2 protein-coding genes are annotated in these 19,470 nt (G+C 75.3%); both read right to left on the bottom strand.

The annotated features are described in order from the left end of the window. Positions 1-114 precede the first annotated feature (114 nt). Positions 115-16,116 carry an SDR family NAD(P)-dependent oxidoreductase gene (locus OCT49_RS34885; RefSeq protein WP_283856169.1) on the bottom strand — a complete coding sequence of 5,334 codons (16,002 nt, stop codon included), beginning with the start codon at positions 16,114-16,116 and terminating at the stop codon, positions 115-117. Next, positions 16,113-19,457, bottom strand: coding sequence for an ACP S-malonyltransferase (gene fabD / locus OCT49_RS34880; protein ID WP_283856168.1), 3,345 nt, complete (start codon positions 19,455-19,457; stop codon positions 16,113-16,115). Before fabD ends, OCT49_RS34885 begins: the two co-directional genes overlap by 4 nt. Between the last annotated feature and the right edge of the window lie 13 nt (positions 19,458-19,470).

Raw genomic sequence — 19,470 nt, 5'->3', positions numbered from 1 at the left:
GGTACTGCCGACACCCCCATCGCCGCAGGTCGGACCCCCTCTGCTGCCGTAGTGCTGTTTCGCTACGGAGCGGCGCCGCAGGCCGCCGTGCGCGCGGGGCGCCGTGCGCGCGGGTCACCCGGCGCGCTCCTCCTCGCCCCCGCCGAGCTGTTCGGCCAGGCGCCGCAGGTCGGCGTCGGCGGGCACGGCCCGTTCGCCGAACTCGCGGGCGAGCACGGCACGCAGCCGCTCGCCGACGGATCCCTCCTCCCCGACAGATCGCTCGTACCCGCCGGGTTCCCTGTCGGGGGCCGGGGCCGGGGCCGTCTCCGGGTCGGGGACGGTGACCACCACGCGGCCGATGAGCGCGCGGTCCTCCTTGAGCGCGTAGGCCTCGGTAACCCGGTCGAATGGCAGGACATGGGCGACGGTGGGGGTGACCTTGCCGGAGGCGAGGTGCTTCGCGGCGGCCCGGAGCACCTCGTCCCGGCGTTCCGGGTGCCGCAGGAAGAACTTCTTGGTGTTGAAGCTGTGGAAACTCTGGTTGTCGACCAGCCGCGACAGGTTCGGCCCGGAGGACGCCTGGAGACCGAACACCGCGATCTCGACGTACCGTCCGTCCGGGGCGAGTACGTCGATCCCCTGCTGCGCGGCACCGTCGCCGAGCGTGTTCACCACGACGTCGACGCCCACGCCGCCCGTCCGCCGCAGCACTTCGCCCACCACGTCCGCACGGCGGTGGTCGATGGCCTCCCGCACCCCGAGTCCGGCCAGGTGGGCGATCTTGTGCTCGCCGCCCGCGGTGGCGATGACCTCGGCCCCCGCGAGCTGGGCCAACCGCACCGCGATCAGACCGGTGGTGCCGGTGGCCGCCGGGACGAGCACCCGCTCGCCGGCCCGCACCGCGGCCCGCTCGAACGCCAGGTGCATGGCCAGGAACGGCACCAGGAAGCCGCACGCCTTCTCGTGGCTGACATGTGGGGGCTTGGCCACCGCGAAGTCCTCACCGGTCACCACCACCGACGCCTGGCCTCCCATCTCGGGCCGGGTCAGCGCGATCACCTCGTCCCCCGGGGAGAACCGGGTCACCCCCGGCCCGACCCGGCGGACCACCCCCGACACCTCCACACCGGGGGTGAAGGGGAAGTCCGGCATCATCGGATAGAGCCCCTTGGCGAGCAGGAAGTCCGAGAAGTTGATCGGGAACGCCCTGACCTGGACCTCGATCTCGCCCCGGCCGGGCGCCACCGGCTCGATCGGCACGATGCGCAGGTCCTGCGGCCTTCCGGGCCGTTCGAACCGGACGGCCCGGAACCCCGTGGCCGCACCCCGCGCGACCGCGGGGCCGGGGGAGGGCACCGCGTCCGGCAGGGCGGCCCGCTCCCGTTCCTGTGAGGGGGACAGGGCCGGGGGGTGCGGGGCGGGCCCCACACCGACGGCGTCGCCGTACCGCTCGACGATGTGCGCCGCGAGCGCGTCGACCGTCGGGTGCTCGAAGACCACGATCGTCTTCAGCACGACGCCGAGCGCGTCGCTGAGCTGGTTGGTCAGCTCCACGGCGACGATCGAGTCGAGGCCGAGGGCGGACAGCGGGGAATCCGGCAGGACCTTGCCGACCGGCAGCCCCAGACACCCGGCCACCCGCTCGGCGACGAGCGCGCGGACCTCCTCGCCGCCGCGCCCGACGGATGCCACCGGCCCGGCGGAACGAGGGGCGGCGGGAGCGGACCCGGCCGTGACGGCCCCGGTGGGCGCGGGCTCCGTAGGCACGGGTTCCGTGGGCACGGGTTCCGGGGGCGCGGTCCGGTGCACCCCTTCACCGTCTGCCCCCGGCTGCCGGTCGTCGGCGGTTCCGACGATCACCCGCTGCGGGAGGACCCCCGGCGCGGTGGGCGCACCGAGGACGCTCACGTCCCCGAAGCCCGCCCGCTCAAGGCGCTCGCGCCACATGTGCGGGTCCAGCAACGGCGAGCCGGGGAGCCTGCGATGGGGGTCGTCGAACCGCCACCAGCCGTCGAGCAGACCGAACGTCACGGTGTGGAAGGGCTGCACGACGGTCACCTCGCTCAGCACCAGCCGCCCGCCCGGAGCGACCAGCCGGCGCAGCTCGCCCAGCGCGGCGTCCAGGTCGCGCGTGGCGTGCAGCACGTTCCCCGCCACCACCACGTCGTACCGCTCCCCGGCGAACCCCTGCGCGTCGGCGGGGCGTTCGACGTCCAGGACCCTGAAGCGCACGCCCGGCCGCTCCAGCCGGGCCCGGGCCTGCCGGAGCAGACCGGGGGAGATGTCGGAGACGTCGTACCGGACCGCCGCACCGGCCCCGGCCAGCGCGGCCAGCACGGCCTCGGTCGTACTGCCGGTCCCCGCGCCGACCTCCAGCACCCGCAGGCCGTCGACGGCCCGGGCGACGACCTGCCCGGCGACCAGCGCGTTGCAGTAGTCGACCAGCGGCTCGCCCCGGTAGACCGCGGTGACCAGGTCGGCGGAACCGCCGGGGAACAGCACCTCGGTGGCCTCCCGGGCACCGGTGAGCACCTCGGGCAGGGCGTCGAGACAGCGCACCACCAGGTCCAGCCGGGCACCGAGGCCCGGGAACCGGGCGCGCAGCGGCGCCGGGTCGGGCGGCGCCGGCCGCGCCCCCGCCACCGGGACGGCCACCGCCCCACCCTCCTGCACGAGGTGGCCGCCGCGCACCAGGACCTGGACCAGCGCCCTGACCAGCCGCCGGTACCGGGGCAGCGCGCCGAGCAGCTCGGGCAGGTCCTCGACCGGATGCCGCTCGTGGGGGCGGGCGAACGGACCGAGGCCCCCCACGACGTGCCACAGCACTTCCCCGATGAAGGCGTCCAGCGCCTTCCGCTCGGCGGGGTCCCCGTCATGGGCGGGGACCCCGGGAGCCGCGGGGGCCACCGGGCCGCGCTCGACACCGATCGCGGTCAGTACCGCCTCGTCGGCGCGCAGCGCCACCACGCCGCGCTCGCCGCTCGCCAGCACGCGCTCGATCGTGTCGATGCCCTCCCGCGGTTCGATCGGCCGGTACCCGCGGGCGCTGAGGCTCTCGTGACGGTCGGCGACCCGGCCGACCCGCGCCCACGGACCGAACCCGACGTACTGCACGGGGAAGGGCAACTCGGCGGCGAGGCGGTGCGCGTACGCGTCCTGAGCGGTGGAGGCCGCCGCGTAGTTGGCCTGTCCCGCCGCACCGGTGAACGACTGCACCGAGGACAGCACCAGCAGGAAGTCCAGCGGATCGGCCGCGAACACCTCACCGAGCACGCGCATCCCGTCGGTCTTGGGGGCGAGGACGGCGTGGAACGCCTCCTCGCTCGTCCGCTCCACGATCCCGTCGCGCAGCACCATCGCCGCGTGCACGACTCCGTGCAGCGGACCGTGCGCGCGCGCCTCGGCCGCCACCGCGCGCATCGCGTCCGGGTCGGTGACGTCCGCCCGGTGGTAGGTGGCCCGCCCGCCCAGCCGGCCCAGCCGGTCCAGCGCGCGGTCGATCCGTTCGTCCCGCGGACGGCGTCCGACGAGGAAGATCCGGGCGGAAACGCTCTCGGCGAGATGATCCGCGAGAGCGAGACCGATGCCGCCCGCACCACCGACGACCAGATAACTGCCGCCCTCACGGAACACCGGCCGGGCGGGCGGCGGCAGGTGGACCGGACGCAGCCCGCGGACCAGCCGGTGGCCGCCCAGGAGAGCGACGTCCCGGTTGTTGTTCCGGTGAACGGGCTCCGCCAGCAGCGCGTCGGCGGCCTGCCCGGCGTCCACCACCGGGTCCGCGAGATCGACGCAGCTCACCCCGATCCGCGGATACTCCTTGGCCAGGGCCTTGCTCATCCCGGTCAGCTCGGCGGCGACCGGGTCGGTGACCCGCCTGCCCCCCACGTCCTGCGCGCCCGAGGTGACCGAGCGGACGGACCGCACCCGCTGGATCAGATCCGCCTCGGTGAGCCCGCGGACCAGCCGGAACAGCGCCCGCGCGCCCCCACCGCCGTCGGCCGACAGGGCGAGGAACCACACGTGCCGCAGCTCCCCGAGCCCGCGCAGGCGATCGGCCAGACCGGGGCGGGCGAGCTGTGCCACGTCGATCCGGTGCACCGGCCCCTGGTGACGGGCGGTCAGTGCGTCGGCCAGTTCCACCGAACCCGCCGAGTGGACGATCAGGGCGGGCCCGTGCACCGGCCCGGCGGGCGCCGGCCCGGCGGGCCGCCAGCAGGGCCGGTAGAACAGGCCGGGCCGCTGCGCCCGCACGACGACCCCGAGCAACAGCACACAGGGCCGGCCCGTTCCGTCGAGCACCGTCACGTCGTGCCCCTCCCCGCCCCGGGAGCGCACGTGCACGTGGCCCGCGGTCGGCACCGGGGCCAGCAGCTCGACGGAATCGGCCGCGAACGGCAACCGGGTGGTGCCCGGCTCCGCCCCGGTGAGCACGGTGACGGCCTGCAGCGCGGCGTCCAGGACGGTCGGATGGAACGTCGTCCGGTGCGGCAGGGGAACCTCGGCCGTGAAGCGGGCCAGCAGTTCGCCCTCGCCGGCGACCGCGTGCCGCAGCCCGCGGAACAGCTCGCCGTGGACGATGCCGATCCCTTCGAACGTGCGGTAGATCTCCTGCTGTCCGTACTCCTCGGCACACCGGCCCCGTACGGCGTCCAGGTCGTACGGAGCGGGCGGCCTCGCGGCGCCGTCACCGGGCACCCACAGGCCGGTGCTGTAGACGGTGCCGTCGGCCGTCCGGAGCTCGTGGGCGATCCCGCCGTCCCGCTCGGTGAGCCGGACCCGCACCTCGCACCCCTCGTCGGGCACCACCAGCGGACGCAGCCAGGCGATCCGGGTCAACCGGCGCGGCCCGCCCCGGTGCGCGGCCAGCGCGGCTGCGGCCAGCTCGGCCTGCACCACACCGGCGAGCACGGGCGAGCCGTGCACCCGGTGTTCGTCGACGATGCGGTCCGTGCGCTCCAGCCGGGCGCGGTAGACCGTGCCGTCGCCGTCCGGCGTGCCCGGCCCTTCCACCAGCGGGCGCGGGCCGTCCACCAGGGGGAGCGGTCCGTCCAGCGGGCGTTGACCGGGCCCGGCCGACCCCGGTATCCAGTGGCGGTCGCGGGCGAACGGGTAGGTGGGCAGGCTGAGCCGCTTGGGGGACCGGCCCGCGTGCAGAGCCGCCCAGTCGACCGGGGAGCCGACGACCCACCTCTCGGCCGGCTCGGTCGGACCGCCCTCGGCGGCAGGCCCACGACCGCCTTCCGCCACGCCCGTCCTGGTGCGGGGGCCCGGCACGCCGGAGGCGGCGAAGGCGGCCAGCTCGTCGGCGAGTTCGGCCGCCGAGCCGGTGACCACCGCAAGGCGGTGCGCCATCGGTTCACGGCCGGTCTGGAGCGTGTACGCGATGTCGGCGAGCGGGCCCGCCGGGGAGGGCCCGTCCTGTCCGCCCGGTGCCGTCCCCGCGGCCAGCTCCGCCACCGTCCGCGCGGTCAGCGTGTCCGGATGCCGGCCGGGCAGGCCCGCCGAATCCAGCCGGTCGGCGAGCAGCAGGGCCTGGTGCCGGGACATTCCCAGGTCGGCCAGCGGTTCGTCGAACGGCACGTCCCCCGGGTCCACGCCCAGTACGGCGGCGACTTCGGCGACCAGCTCCGCACCCGGCTCCCTGCCCGGCTCCGGCCCGGCCCCGTCGAGCGGCCGGACCGCGTCCGCGAGGAGGGCCGCGTACTCGCGCAGCCGCTCCTGGTCCTGCGCGGAGAGTACGAACACCTGCTCGCCGGGCGGGGCGGGTTCGCTTTCGGCGGCGACGTACTCCTCCAGGAGCACGTGCCCGTTGACCCCGCCGAAGCCGAAGGAGCTGACCCCGGCGCGGCGGGGGAGTTCGGTGCCGTCGTCGGCCTTCGGCCGGGGCCACGGCAGGGTGCGGTCCACGAGGGCCAGCCCGGAGCCGTCGAGCCTGATCTGCGGGTTCACCTCCTCCAGGTGCAGGTTCCCGGGGATCTGACCGTGCTTCATGGACAGCACCACTTTGAAGATGCCGGCCAGCCCGGCGGCCGCTTCGAGGTGGCCGATGTTCGACTTGACCGAGCCGATGAGCGTGGTCGGTCCGGTGAGCGGCGGCAGTCCGGCGCGCCCGCGCAGCTCGGTGAAGGCCCGTTTCACCCCGTTGACCTCGATGGGGTCGCCGAGCGCCGTGCCGGTGCCGTGCAGCTCCAGGTATCCGACGGTGGCGGGATCGACGCCCGCCTCTTCGAAGGCGCGCACGATGAGGTCCGCCTGCGCGTTCGGGTTGGGCGTGGTCAGGGTGTTGACCTTGCCGCCGTGGTTGACCGCGCTGCCCCGGACGACCGCGTGGATGTGGTCGCCGTCCCGCTCCGCCCGCGCGAGCGGCTTCAGCAGCAGGGCGCCCACCCCTTCCGCCCGCACGTAGCCGTCGGCTCCCGCGTCGAAGGTGCGGCAGCGGCCGGTGGGGCTGAGCATGCCCGCCCGCGCGAACGAGATGAAGATCGTCGGCGACAGCAGCAGGTTGACCCCGCCGACGATCGCGGTGTCGCAACTGCCCGCGCGGATCGATTCCACCGCGGAGCGCAGCGCCACCAGCGAACTGGAGCAGGCGGTGTCGATGGGCAGGCTCGGCCCCGTGAGGCCGAGCAGGTACGACACCCGGTTGGCGAGGATGGCGTGGAACATGCCGGTGGTGGTGAACGCCTCGACCGGCACGCCCGCGTCGCGCAGCAGGTCGTAGTAGTCGTGACTGGCGGCGCCGACGAACAGTCCGGTGCGGCCCTTCGCCAGGTCGGACGGACGGTAGCCCGCCTCCTCCACCGTCTTGTACGCGGTCTCCAGGAACAGCCGCTGCTGCGGGTCCATCAGCTCGGCCTCGCGCGGCGAGATGCCGAAGAAGCGGGCGTCGAAGCGGTCCACCTGGGGCACGAAGCCGCCCCACCGGCTGTTCGTCCGGCCCGGCCCGGCGGTCGCGTGGTAGTACGCGCGCCAGTCCCACCGGTCCGCGGGGATCTCGGTGACCATGTCGCGCCCGGCCCCCAGATTGCGCCAGAACTCGGCCAGGTCCGAACTGCCCGGCAGGATGCCGTGCATGCCGATGATCGCGATCGGTTCGTCCCGGGAAGGGCGGTCCCCGGAAGGGCGGGAGGGGAGCTTGTTGCTTGCGGGTGCGGGTGCGGGTGCGGGTGCGGGTGCGGGTGTGGGAGTGGTCGTGATCGCGGGCGCGGTCGTGGGCGTGGCAGCGGCCGGTTCGGGGGCCGTCCGGCGCGCAGGGGTGAGGCGGGCCGCCAGTTGCGCGGAGTGGGTCTCGGCGATGTGATGCGCGACGTCCTGGACCGTCGTGTACTCGAAGAACAGCGCCGGGGTGAGGTCCACCCCGAGCCGCTCCACCAGCCGGTTGGCCAGCGCGGTGAAGGACAGCGAGTCGAAGCCGTAGTCCCCGATCGGCCGCTCCCGGTCGATCCGTGACGGATCGAGCTTGATCACCGACGCCACCTCGGCGACGAGCACCTCGGCGACGGCGGCGGCGAAGTCGTCCGCCACCGCTTCGGCCCGCTCCCCGCCCCCGGCCGTCGGCACGGGCACTTCAGGAGACACGGGCGGCACGGGCGCTCCAGGGGTCACAAGCGACCCGGGCGATCCAAGTGACCCGGGCGACCCGGCGGTCGTGGGTCCGGCCGTCCCGTCGAGCACCCGTGCCAGTACGGCGCCGTCGCCCGGGGCGACCAGCACCTGCCGGTCCTCGCCCGCGAGCACCGCGGCCAGTGCCGCAAGCCCGGTGTCGGTGGCGAGCGGCCGCAGCCCGAACGCCACCCGCAACGCCTCGGCGGCCTCGGCGTCCACCCCCATTCCGCCATCGGCCCACAGCGGCCAGGCGACCGAGACGGTCCGGCCGGGGCGCTGCTCGGCGAAGGCGTCGAGGAAGGCGTTGGCATAGGCGTAGCCCGCCTGTCCCGCGCTGCCCACCGCGGCGGCCACCGAGGAGAACAGACAGAAGAAGTCCAGCCCCCGGTCCGCCACCGCCGCGTCGAGGTGCACGGCACCGAACGCCTTCGCGGCGACGACATCGCGGAGCCGCCCGGCATCCTGGTGCACCAGGTATCCGTCCCGCAGCACACCGGCGCAGTGGAAGATCCCGTGCAGCGCGCCGAACGCGGCCGTGGCCGCCCGTACCGCCGTACGGGCCCCCTCCGCCGTGGACACGTCGGCACGGACGTACACCGCCTGGCCGCCCGCCGCCCGCACCCGGCCGAGCACCCCGGCGACGTGCTCGTCCTCGGCGGAGCGGCCGACGATCACCACCCGGGCCCCGGCGGTCCGTGCGAGCCATCGGGCGACCTGGGCGCCCAGACCACCGGCCCCACCGGTGACCAGGTAGACACCGTCGTCCCGCACCGCCGGTGCCGTCGCGGGCGCGGGGGTGCGGCGCCGCCACCGCCGTACGGTGCGGCTGCCGTCGCGGTGGCGCACCTCGGTGCCCCCGGCGGCACCGAGCGCCTCGGCCGCCAGTTGCTCCGGGGCGGCGCCGACGACCAGCACGTGGGAGATGCGGGGGCTCTCCCGGGTGAGCGTACGCAGGAAGCCCCCGAGGGCCCGGTAGCCGGGCACGCCGTCCGCGACGGCGCACACCAGCCGCACGGGCCGCTTGTCATCGGCCCGCAGCAACGCCCCGACGAGGCGGAACAGGGGCAGCAGCCCGTCGGCCAGCTGTGCCTCCAGCTCGCTCTCCTCCGCCCCGGGCCACGCGAAGAGCACGGTGTCCACCGGTCCCGCCGCCGCCAGCAGGGCGTCGAAGTCCGCGTCGGAGTCCGGGCGCGGCCGGAAGGGGCCCGCTCCGGTGCGGTGGTCCCGGCGGGGCACCGCCACGGACGAGAGCACCGGCGTACCGGCCTGCCGGGACAGCTCACCGGCCAGCCGCGCGCCCGCGTGCTCCGTGGGCGCGAGGATCAGCGCGGACTCCGGGACGGCCTTCGCGCCCGGCTCCTCCTCGACCCAGGCGGGGCAGAACCCGGACCACGCCTCGCCACCGGGCCAGGGGCGGACCCAGAAGTCGAGCACCCGCAGCACGACGCGGCCGGACCCGTCGGCGAGGTGCACCTCCAGCTTGCAGCCCTCGGCGCTCGCCCTGCGCACCACCACGTGCGCCACCGGGGCGGCGGGCAGCTCCCCGAGGATCTCGATCGTGCCGATGCTGAACGGCAGGTACAGCCGCTCGAACCGCTGCCCCAGCAGCCAGAGCGAGGCCTGGAAGGCGGAGTCGAGCAGGCCGGGGTGCAGCACACAGCCGTGGCCGCCGTCCGGCAGGCGGAGTTCGGCCAGCGCCTCGTCGCCGTTCCAGTGCAATCGCTCGACGCCCCGGTAGAAGGGCCCGAGGTCGAGTCCGCGCTCCCGGACCGAGGTGTAGAGGCGTTCGCCGTCCGTTGTCCGCGTGCACCGGGCCCGGATCGCCGCCACGTCCAGGGGCGGCAGGTCCTCGGCGGGCGCCGTCTCGACCCTGCCGGTCACGTGGGTGGTTTCCGGGCCGGTGACCTCGTAGTCGCCGTGGTGCCCGTCCCGCAGCGACACCCGCAGGGTGCGGGGCTCCGGCACGGCGATCGGCGTCGACCACACGTTGTTGCGCAGCCGGACCAGCCGGCCCGCGCCCGGCTCGGCGTGTGCCGCCGCGCGGACCAGTTCCACGCAGCCGGCGGCGGGGAAGACCGGTGTCCCGTCCACCCGGTGCTGGGCCAGTACCGGCTCGTCCCCGGTGAACTCGACGCCGACGCCGTCCTCCCCGGGACTCTCGCGCACCCAGGGATGCGCGGTCCCCGGCCGGGTGTCCGGCGGCGCCGCTGTCGCCGTCGGGGGCAGCTCGGGCAGCCGGTGGTGCTCGCGCGCGAACGGGTAGCCGGGCAGCCGTACGTGCGGCGTCGGAGCGTCGTGCAACGACTCCCACGGCACGTCGGCGCCCGCCACCCACGCCCCGGCCACCGCGGCCCAGTCGCGCCGGGCGAGCGCCTGCGGCAGCCGCTCCAGCAGCCGGGTGCGGGCGGCGCGGTCCCGGACGGTGGTCCAGTGCTCGCCCGCCGGCTCCCGGCCCGCGGCGAAGTCGGCGAGCCGGTCCGCGAGTGCCGTGGGATCACCGACCAGGAGGGCCAGCCGCTCGGACTGCGGCTCACGGCGCACCTGCAGCTGGTAGGCGATCTCGGACACGCGCAGTTCGCCGGCCCGGGCACGGATCGCCCCGGCCAGGTCGGCGCAGTGCTCGGCCAGCCGCTCGCGGTCGTAGGCGGAGACCACGACCAGGTGCTCGCCGTGCTCGGCACCGCGCGGGTGCCGCTGCCGGGGCGCCTCCTCCACGACCACGTGCGCGTTGGCGCCGCCCGCCCCGAAGGCGCTGATGCCCGCGCGCCGGGGCGGGCCGCCGTCGGCCGTACCGGGCCAGTCGGCCGCCTCGCGCTGAAGGGCGAAGGGCGTGGCGGAGAAGTCGATGCGCGGGTTCGGCTCCGCGCCGTGCAAGGACGGCACCAGCGTGCCGGACTCCAGTTGCAGGAGCACCTTGGTCAGTCCGGCCATGCCCGCCGCCGATTCGAGGTGCCCGACGTTGGTCTTCACCGAACCGATCGCGCAGCTTCCGGCCGGCACCCCGGCGAAGGCCCGGGCGAGCCCCGCGATCTCGACCGGGTCGCCGAGCGCGGTACCGGTGCCGTGCGCCTCGACGTATCCCACGGTGGCCGGCGGGACCCCGGCCCGCGCGAGCGCGGCGGAGACGACCTCGGCCTGGGCGAGGGGGCTGGGGACGGTGTACCCGGTGGTCCGGCCCCCGTGGTTGACCGCGCTCCCCTTGATCACGCCGCGGATCGGGTCACCGTCGGCGAGCGCGGCGCGCAGGGGCTTGAGCAGCGCCGCGCCCACCCCCTCGCCGGGCACGAACCCGTCGGCCCCGGCACCGAAGGTGTGGCAACGACCGGTGCGCGAGAGCATCTGGAGGCTGCACAGCCAGTCGTACTTGGCCGGGTGGAGGTAGAGGTTGACGCCGCCGACGAGCGCCATCCGGCACTCTCCGCGCGCCATGCTGCGCGCCGCGAGATGGATGGCCGTCAGCGAGGACGCGCACGCGGTGTCCACCGGCATGCTGGGCCCGCGCAGGTCGAGCCAGTAGGAGACGCGGTTGGCGACGGACCACTGCGGCGACGGCGGCACCACCGGATGGCCGGCCCGCTGCTGGTCCGGCCCCCACAGCAGGTGGGTCTGCGTGGTGACACCGACGAACACGCCCACCGGGCGCCCGCCCGGAGCCCGTGGGTCGCCCAGGCGCCCCGGCGGGTACCCGGCGTCCTCGAACGCGTGCCACGCGGTCTGGAGGAAGAGGCGTTCCTGCGGGTCCATCAGCTCCGCGTCGCGGGGGGAGATGTTGAAGAACAGCGGATCGAACGCGTAGACGTCGTCGAGGAACGCGCCCCGCTCGCAGTAGGTCTCCGGGCCGGGGGTCCAGCGGCTCTCCGGTATCGGGGTCACGCAGTCGCGGCCCCGCAGCAGGTTGTCCCAGAAGGCGTCCAGGTCCGGGGCCTGGGGGTACCGCCCGGCGAGCCCGATGATCGCGATGTCGTCGTCCGCGACCTCGGCGTCGTCCGCCACTTCGGCGGTGTCCGGCACTTCGGCGCGGCGGGCACGGGCCGCCCCGCCGCCGCGCGCATCCGCCTCCTCGGCGCCGTGGCCGTCCGCCGCGTCGGGGCCGGCGTCGGGGGCGGGAACCGCCGCAGGTTCGGGCTCCGTGGCCGTGGCACCGTAGCGGGCGGTCAGTTCCGCCGGGCGCAGTTGCGCGATCCGCTCCGCGGCGGCCTCGAGCGTGCGGCTCTCGAAGAGCAGCGTCTCCCCGACGGAGCCGATCCGCGCCTCGGTCCGGGCGTTGAACTCGCTGATCACAATGGAGTCCAGCCCGTACTGGTCCAGTGTCAGGCCCAGATCCACGTCCCCGGCGGGGACCCCGCGCAACTCCCCGATGACCTCGGCCACGTACTCCCTGGCCCAGGCGACCAGCTGCGTCCGGTCGGCCGCCGGGGCCGGGCGGACCCCGCGCTCCGCCGGTCCACCGGCCGGGATGCCGGGATCCGGGACGGGGTCGAGCAGCTCGGGCACCCGGTGGGGGACGCCGTGGACGAACGGCCGGGCACCGGTGGCGCCCGCGAGCAGCCGGTCGAGCACCGCCAGCGCGGTGCCGGTCGGCATGGGCAGCACCCCGGCCCCGGGGCCGAGCACGCCCCGGTCCGTGACGGTCATGCCTCCGTCCCGCCACACCGGCCAGCCGATCGACAGGGTGCGCCCGGACCGTTCGCCCACCGCCCGCAGCGTCTCCCGGACTTCGGCGAACTGGTCGAGGAAGGCATTGGCGGCGGCGTAGTCGGCCTGCCCCGGGTTGCCGACCGCAGCGACCATCGACGAGAACAGCACGAACAGTTCCAGCGGATCGTCCCGGGTGGCCCGGTCCAGGTTGACGGCGCCGCGCACCTTCGGTGCGAAGACCGCGCGCAGGTCCGCGGCGGACTTCTGCGCCAGGTACCCGTCCCGCAGCACGCCCGCGGCGTGCAGGACTCCGGTCAGCGTGCCGAAGCGTTCACGCACCCGGCCGACCACTGCGCGCGCCTCGGCGGGGTCCGACACGTCGGCCCGGAAGTGGGCCACCCGCTCCCGCCCGTCCTCCCGGGGAGCCGGCGAGCGGCCCACCACGGCGACCCGTACCCCGGGCACGGCCAGCAGGTGCTCGGCGACCAGCCGGCCGACCCCCCCGGTGCCGCCGGTGAGCAGGTAGACGCCGCCGGGGCGGACGCCCAGGGCCGCGGGGGCGGCGGGGGCCGGACGGACGGGGACGTAGCGACGGGTGAGCCGGCCGCCCTCCGCGTGCCGGACGAGCTCCGTGCCGTCCGACCGTCCGAGTTCGTCCGCGACGGACTCCCAGGTGGAACGGGCGTCGAGGGCACCGGGAACCGCGATCGCGCGGAACGGTACGGAGCGGGTCTCGCGCGCCAGGCTCCTGGCGAGACCGGTGAGCGCGGCCAGCTCCGGCGAGACCGAACCGCCCACCAGCGGGCAGACCGCGAGCACCCGCGTGCCCCGGCCGTAGACCGCGTTCGCCACCCGCAGGGCCGCGACGGCCGTGTCGGTGGCCGACCCGGTGCAGCAGAGCACCACCGCGTCGGGTGCCCCGCCCCCGTCGACGGCCCGGCGCCACGCCTCGGGGTCGTCGTCCCCCGGCAGCGCCGCCGGGTCGACGGTGCGCACCCGGCCGGGCAGGCACGCCTCGGCGAGGTGCCCGACAGCGGCCCCGGACGGGCCGATCACCAGCACCCGGCCCACGGCGGGCGCGGGCACCCGCTCGGTGGCCTCCCACTCGGCCCGCAGCTCGACGACACCCTCCTCGACGGCGGGCTCGGGGGCCGCAGGCTCCGGCACCGTTTCCGGGGCGGCGGGCTCGGGGGCCCTTTCCCCGGCGGCGGCGGACTCCGGCACCGTCCGCCCGACCGGCGGGACCCGGTGCTCCACGCTGTCGAACCGGGTCGTCGGCAGGGGGACCTTGAACCCGGCGATGGCCACCGGATGGTCCTCCCAGCGCACGTCCACCCCGCGCCGCCACAGCTCCGTCAGCGGCCCGGTCAGGGGGTCGCTGCCGGAGGCGACCCGGACCTCGCCGGCGACGTCACCCGCCGAACCCACCGCACCCACCGAAACGACCGAGTGCCCCTCGGGCGCCGTTGCGGCGGACCCGGCCAGCTCCGCGAACCGGGCCCAGGCATCGACACCGGCCAGGTCGTCCGGCAGGCCGCCCACCCGGCGCAGCACCGGATAGCGCTCCTCGTCCGTCGGATCGGCACGGTCCGGATGGCGGGGGGCGACGGATTCACCGGCCAGCAGGTCGAGTACGTCACCCGGTTCGACCACGCCGTCGAGCAGCAGGTCCAGCAGTTCCAGCGCACTCGCGTCCGCCAGGTGCCGGGCGAGCGGCAGACCCCACTTGCGGTTCAGCCGGTCCAACGCGTTCTGCAGGGCCAGGGCGGTCACGAGCGGGTCGGTGGAGCCGTCCGGTTCCCGCGCCGGATCGTCGTCGCGGCCGCGCTCCCGCAGCGCCCGGCGCCAGTCGCCCACGTTGTGCCGATACGTCCGCTGGGCGTCCAGCCGGCCCGCCAGCTCGACCAGGCGGGCCAGCTCCGCACCCTCCACCGCGGCCCCCCGCAGCCGGGCGAGATGGGCGGCGTCCACCCGGAAGGGAGCCACCACCCGGTCGGTCCCCGGCACGGCCAGCGGCAGCGACGGGGCGCGCACCGTACCCCGCACCGTTTCGCCCCCGGCCAGGTCGGCCGCGCTCCGCGGGTCCAGGGCCCCCAGCGCGGCCAGCGCGGGCCAGCTGCCCGGCCCGCTCGCCAGCACCAGGGCCGGCCGCAGCCCGAAGCGCAGCAGCGCCGAGGTCACCGCGGTGGTGTACAGGCACCGCTGCCGCGCACCTCCCTCGGCGGTACGCAGCATTTCGGCCAGCGGTGCGTCGATCACCCGCGAGAACGCGTCCACGAACGCCCCGACGTCGTCGGGTACGTCCAGCAGGCCGACCCGCAGCGTCCAGGGCCCCTCCTCCGGCGTGGCGGCGGGCCGTTCCCCCTCCAGCAGGGCCGTGATCTCCTCGATTCCCGTGACCACGCCCCCGAGCCGGTACGGCAGGTGCGTGCGGCCGACCGCGAGAGTGGTGCACAGGTCGGCCGGCGGACCCTGCGGACCCGACCGCCGCCACCGCTCGGCGAGCTTCTCCAGCGATGTCGCCGAGGCCGCGGACAGCAGGAACGGCAGGGGGCGCGCGGGCCGGGCCGGGCGCTCGACGGGTACGTACTCCTCGACGACGAGGTGCGCGTTCACCCCGCCGAAGCCGAACGAACTGACCCCGGCCAGCCGGGGCCTCCCCGGAGCGGACGGGTGCCACTCGGCGTTGTCCGAGGCCAGCCGGAACGGCGAACCCTCCAGCCGGATGAGCGGGTTGAGGGTACGCATGTGCAGGTTGGGCACGATGCGCCGCTCGGACAACATCATCAGCACCTTGATCAGGCCCGCGACGCCCGCCGCGCCCTCCAGGTGCCCGATGCCGGACTTGACCGCGCCCAGCGTGCACCAGCCGGTGCCGCGCGAGGCCGGCGCGAACACCTGGCGCAGCGCCTCCACCTCGATCGGGTCACCCAGTGACGTGCCGGTGCCGTGGGTCTCCACGAAGGTGATGTCGGCCGGGCTCACCGCTGCCCGCTCGATCGCCTCGGAGACCACGTCGCGCTGGGACGCCACGGTGGGCGCGGTGATGGTGGCCCGCTTGCGCCCGTGGTTGACGGCGCTGCCGCGGATGACCCCGTAGACGTGGTCGCCGTCGCGCACCGCGTCCTCGAGCCTGCGCAGCAGCACCATGCCCACGCCGTCCCCGGGCACGAACCCGTCGGCGTCCCGGTCGAAGGTGCGGCAGCGGCCGGTGGGGCTGAGCATCCTGGACTTGGAGAACCCGATGTACTTCCAGGGGTGCAGGTTGAGGTTCGCCCCACCCGCCAGCACGTGGTCCGCCTCGCCCGTGGCCAGCGCCTGCATGCCCAGGTGCACGGCCACCAGCGACGAGGCGCACGCGGCGTCCACCGCCAGACTGGCCCCGCCGAGCCCGAACACCTGGGACAGCCGGTTGGCCAGCAGACAGTCGTAGACGCCGAGCACCGAGTGGCTCTCCACGGGGTGCCCGGGGCTGGTCAGCTCGGCCATGTGGTCGCGCTCCATGTTGCCCACGTAGACCGCGGTGCGGGAGGCCCCCAACGCGGCGACGGTGGTGCCCGCGTCCTCCACGCAGTGCTGGGTGACCTCCATCAGCAGCCGCTGCAACGGATCCAGCAGCCGGGCCTCGCGCGGCGCGATGCCGAAGAACCCGTGGTCGAAGTCGTACGGGCGGTCGACCAGGCCGCACCACTTGCTGACGGAGCGACCGGGGGCGCTCCGGTCCGGGTCGTACAACTCGGAGGCGTTCCACCGGTGGTCGGGGATCTCGCGGACGGCGTCGACCCGGTCGGTGAGGTTGGCGAGGAACTCATGGTGATCGTTCGCGCCGGGGAAGCGGCATCCGATGCCGACGACCGCGATCCCCGCGTTCCGCGGCTGCTTGCTCATTGGCTCACTCCTGCGAGGTGGTCGGCTGCGGCGGTCATCAGTCGATCCGCGATGTTCTCGACGTGGCGGTCGGGCCAGTGCTCCAGATCGGTGCCGGACACCCAGTCGTTGAACGCGGCGAGCGCGGGTCCGCAGTGGATCTGGAAGTCGACGCGGCGGTCCTTGTCGCCCTCGATCGCCAGGCGTTGGCTCTCCGCGAGGTACCAGCGGAAGACCAGGGCCATCCGGTGGTGCGGATCGCGCTCGGCACGCTCCGCCTCCCCCGGGTCGTGCTCCGCGAAGTACGCCCGGGTCTCCCGCCACACCTGCTCCAGCGGGCGGCGGAACCACCGCTGCTCCAGTATGGTGCGGGTCCGTACGTCGAGTTCCTCCAGCGAGGCGTGCGCACGGTGGAGTTCGAGCAGCTTGCGGGCCCGGCCCGGGAAGAAGACGCCGCGCCCCAGCACCTGCGTCTGCCCGCCCGTCTCGAACGCCCCCGCGCTCGGGGCGTAGTCCGTGTCGCCGACCGCGATGTTCTCCAGCATGTCCTTGGCCACGTCGCTGATCCCCGACTCGGCCGTGCACAGGTTCACCGACCCGGTGAGGACGAAGTCCGCACCGAGCAGGAACGCGGCGGCGATCGCCTCCGGGGTGCCGAGCCCGCCCGCGGCGCCCAGCCGCACCCCGTCGGCCCCGAGCCGCGCCCGCAGCCGCAGCACCGCCGGCAGCAGCACCGCGAGCGCACCGCGGTCGGTGTGCCCGCCGGAGTCCGCCTCCAGACAGAGGTCGTCGACGGCGGGAAGGAGCGCGGCGAGTTCGGCCTGCTCCGCCGTGATGGCGCCCCCGGCGCGCAGCGCGCGCACCAGCCCCTCGGGCACCGGCCGCAGGAACGCCTCGGCGGCCCGGGGCAGGGTGACCTTGGCCAGGACACGGTGGTGCGCCACCACCCCGCCGTCGGCGCCCCGGGCCAGCCCGCGCAGCCGGTAGCGCGCGAGCGCGGGAGTGACCTCGGTGAAACCGGAGGCCTCCACCGCGCTCACCCCGTGGGCCAGCAGCAGGTCCACCCTCGCCTCCTCGTCCGGCCCCTGCGGCAGGTTCACCCCGAAGGTGAGCCCGCCCAGTTCGCCCCGCAGCCGGCCCAGCGCCGCGTCGACCGCCTCGGGGGCCAGGCCGCCCGCGCCGTAGAACGCGAGCAGTCCGGCCCGGGCGGCCCGGGCGACCAGGGCCTCGGACGAGATGCCGCGGAACATGGACCCGCACACATAGGCGTGCCGGACCCCGTACGCGGCACGGAACCGGTCGCTGCCCAGGGCCCCGGCTCCCGGCGCGGAGGCACCTGCCGGGACCGCCGTACGGCCGTCGGCGACCCCCTGCCGCGCCGATGACACCGAGGGCGGTACGGGAACGGCCGGTACGGGCGTGGCCGGGGCAGCCATGGCTGGTACGGGAGTGGTTGGTACAGGCACGGCAGGTACGGGCGTGGTTGGTACTGGCACGGCCGGTACGGCGGCACGGATCTTGTCGAGCAGCTTGGTGAGCACCGTCCCGGGCCCCACCTCCACCAGCTCGGGCACCTGGGAGAGCAGGTGGCGCACGCTCTCCTCCCAGCGGACCGGGCTGGTGAGCTGGGCCGTGAGGACGGGGCGGATGTCGCCTTCGGGATACGGTGCCCCGGTGGTGTTGGCGATCACCGGCAACCGGGGCGCCCGCAGGTCGGTCCGCGCGAGGAAATCGGCGAAGTCCGCCGCCGCGGCCGACATCTGACGGGAGTGGAAGGCGCCGCTCACCCGGAGCGGAACGTATCCGGCGGCACCCGCGGCCAGAAAGGCGGCCTTCGCCCCGAGCACCGCCTCCCGGGGGCCGGACACCACCACCTGACCGGCGCCGTTGAGGTTGGCCACGTCGACGGCGGCCGACGCGCCCCCTGCCAGCACCCCCCGGACCTGGTCCTCGTCCATCCCGATCACCGCGGCCATGGCGCCCTCGGGCGCCGCGGCCATCAACGCGCCGCGCCTGCGCACCAGTCGCAGCCCGGTGACGAAGTCGAAGGCGCCCGCCGCCCACAGGGCGGAGTACTCGCCGAGGCTGTGACCGGCGAAGAACGCCGCCCGGTCCCCGTGCTCGCGCTGCCAGGCGCGGTAGTGCAGCGCGTTGGCGACGAACAGCGCGGGCTGGGTGAACTCGGTCCGGTCCAGCTCGCCCCTCGGGTCGTACCGGCAGAGCTCCTCGACCGAGTAGCCGAGCGTGTCGTCCGCCTCCGCGACCAGGTCGGGAAACTCCGCGAACAACCCCTCGGCCATGCCCCGCCGCTGGGACCCCTGACCGGGGAACAGCAGCGCCACCGGCCCGGCCGCCCGCCCGGCGGAAACCGGAGCGGGGACAGGGGCGGAGGCAGGGGCGGGGCTGCAGATTTCCTTGATCTCCTTCAGCGCCGTGTCGGGAGGCACGAAGGGGTGGAGCAGGGCCCTCGCCCGCGCTCCCGACCCGGCACGGAAGGAGTGTGCGGCGAAGCCCGCCAGCGTCGGGGACGGGCCGAGGTCGACGTAGCGCACCTCGTCGTGCTGTGCCTCCAGCGTCCGGATCGCTTCCCGGAAGCGGATCGGGCCGCGCACCGTGTCCCACATGTGCTCGGGCGTCACCTCGCCGATGACCGCGCCGGTCGCGCAGGAGACCAGTTCCACTCCCGGGGGCCTCAGCGCGATGCCCGCCATCATCCGCCGGTACGGTTCCGCCACCACGTCCACCTGGGAGGAGTGGAAGGCGTAGCGCACCGGCAGGCGCTGACAGGCCGTGCCCTCGGCGGCCAGCGCCCGCTCGGCCGCGTCCAGCGCGTCCGGTGTGCCGGAGACCACGAAGTGCCGCGCGTAGTTGACGGCCGCCAGTTCCAGCCCCCGCCAAGGGGGCTGCTCCGGGTCGAACCGGCTGACCTCGGCGAGCACGGCGAGCATGCCGCCGGGCGGGCACAGCTCCTCGGTGAGCCGCACCTGGGCGGCGACCGCACGGGTCAGGTCCTCACGGTCCAGGACCCCGGCCGCGGCAGCGGCGGCGTACTCGCCCAGACTGGTGCCCAGTACGTAGTCCGGCCCGACGCCCTCGGCCAGCAGCACGTCCAGCAGGCCCAGTTCGACCATGAGGATCGCCGGATGGGTGTGGGCGAAGCGGTCGAAGGAGTCCCGCGGCCCCCTGTCCGTGCGGTACAGCTCCTCCAGCCGGCCCGGCAGCCCGGCGTCGGCGAACATGGTGTCCAGCGTGCGCAGCGTGCGGTCGAACACCGGGTGTTCCGCGCGCAGTTGCCTGCCCATGCCGTAGAACTGCGAGCCCTGCCCCGCGAACATGAACACCGTCGGGTGCGCCACGGTCATTCCTCCTTGAGGT

This window comes from Streptomyces sp. ML-6 (genome assembly GCF_030116705.1).
GTDB lineage: Bacteria > Actinomycetota > Actinomycetes > Streptomycetales > Streptomycetaceae > Streptomyces.
The sequence above is the reverse complement of the archived record's forward strand: the minus strand, read 5'-3'. Positions and strand labels throughout refer to the sequence as shown.

What these genes read in the sequence shown, in the direction of transcription:
- OCT49_RS34885 (WP_283856169.1), bottom strand. Translation starts at nt 16,116, where the DNA reads ATGAGCAAGCAGCCGCGGAACGCGGGGATCGCGGTCGTCGGCATCGGA.
- fabD (WP_283856168.1), bottom strand. Translation starts at nt 19,457, where the DNA reads ATGACCGTGGCGCACCCGACGGTGTTCATGTTCGCGGGGCAGGGCTCG.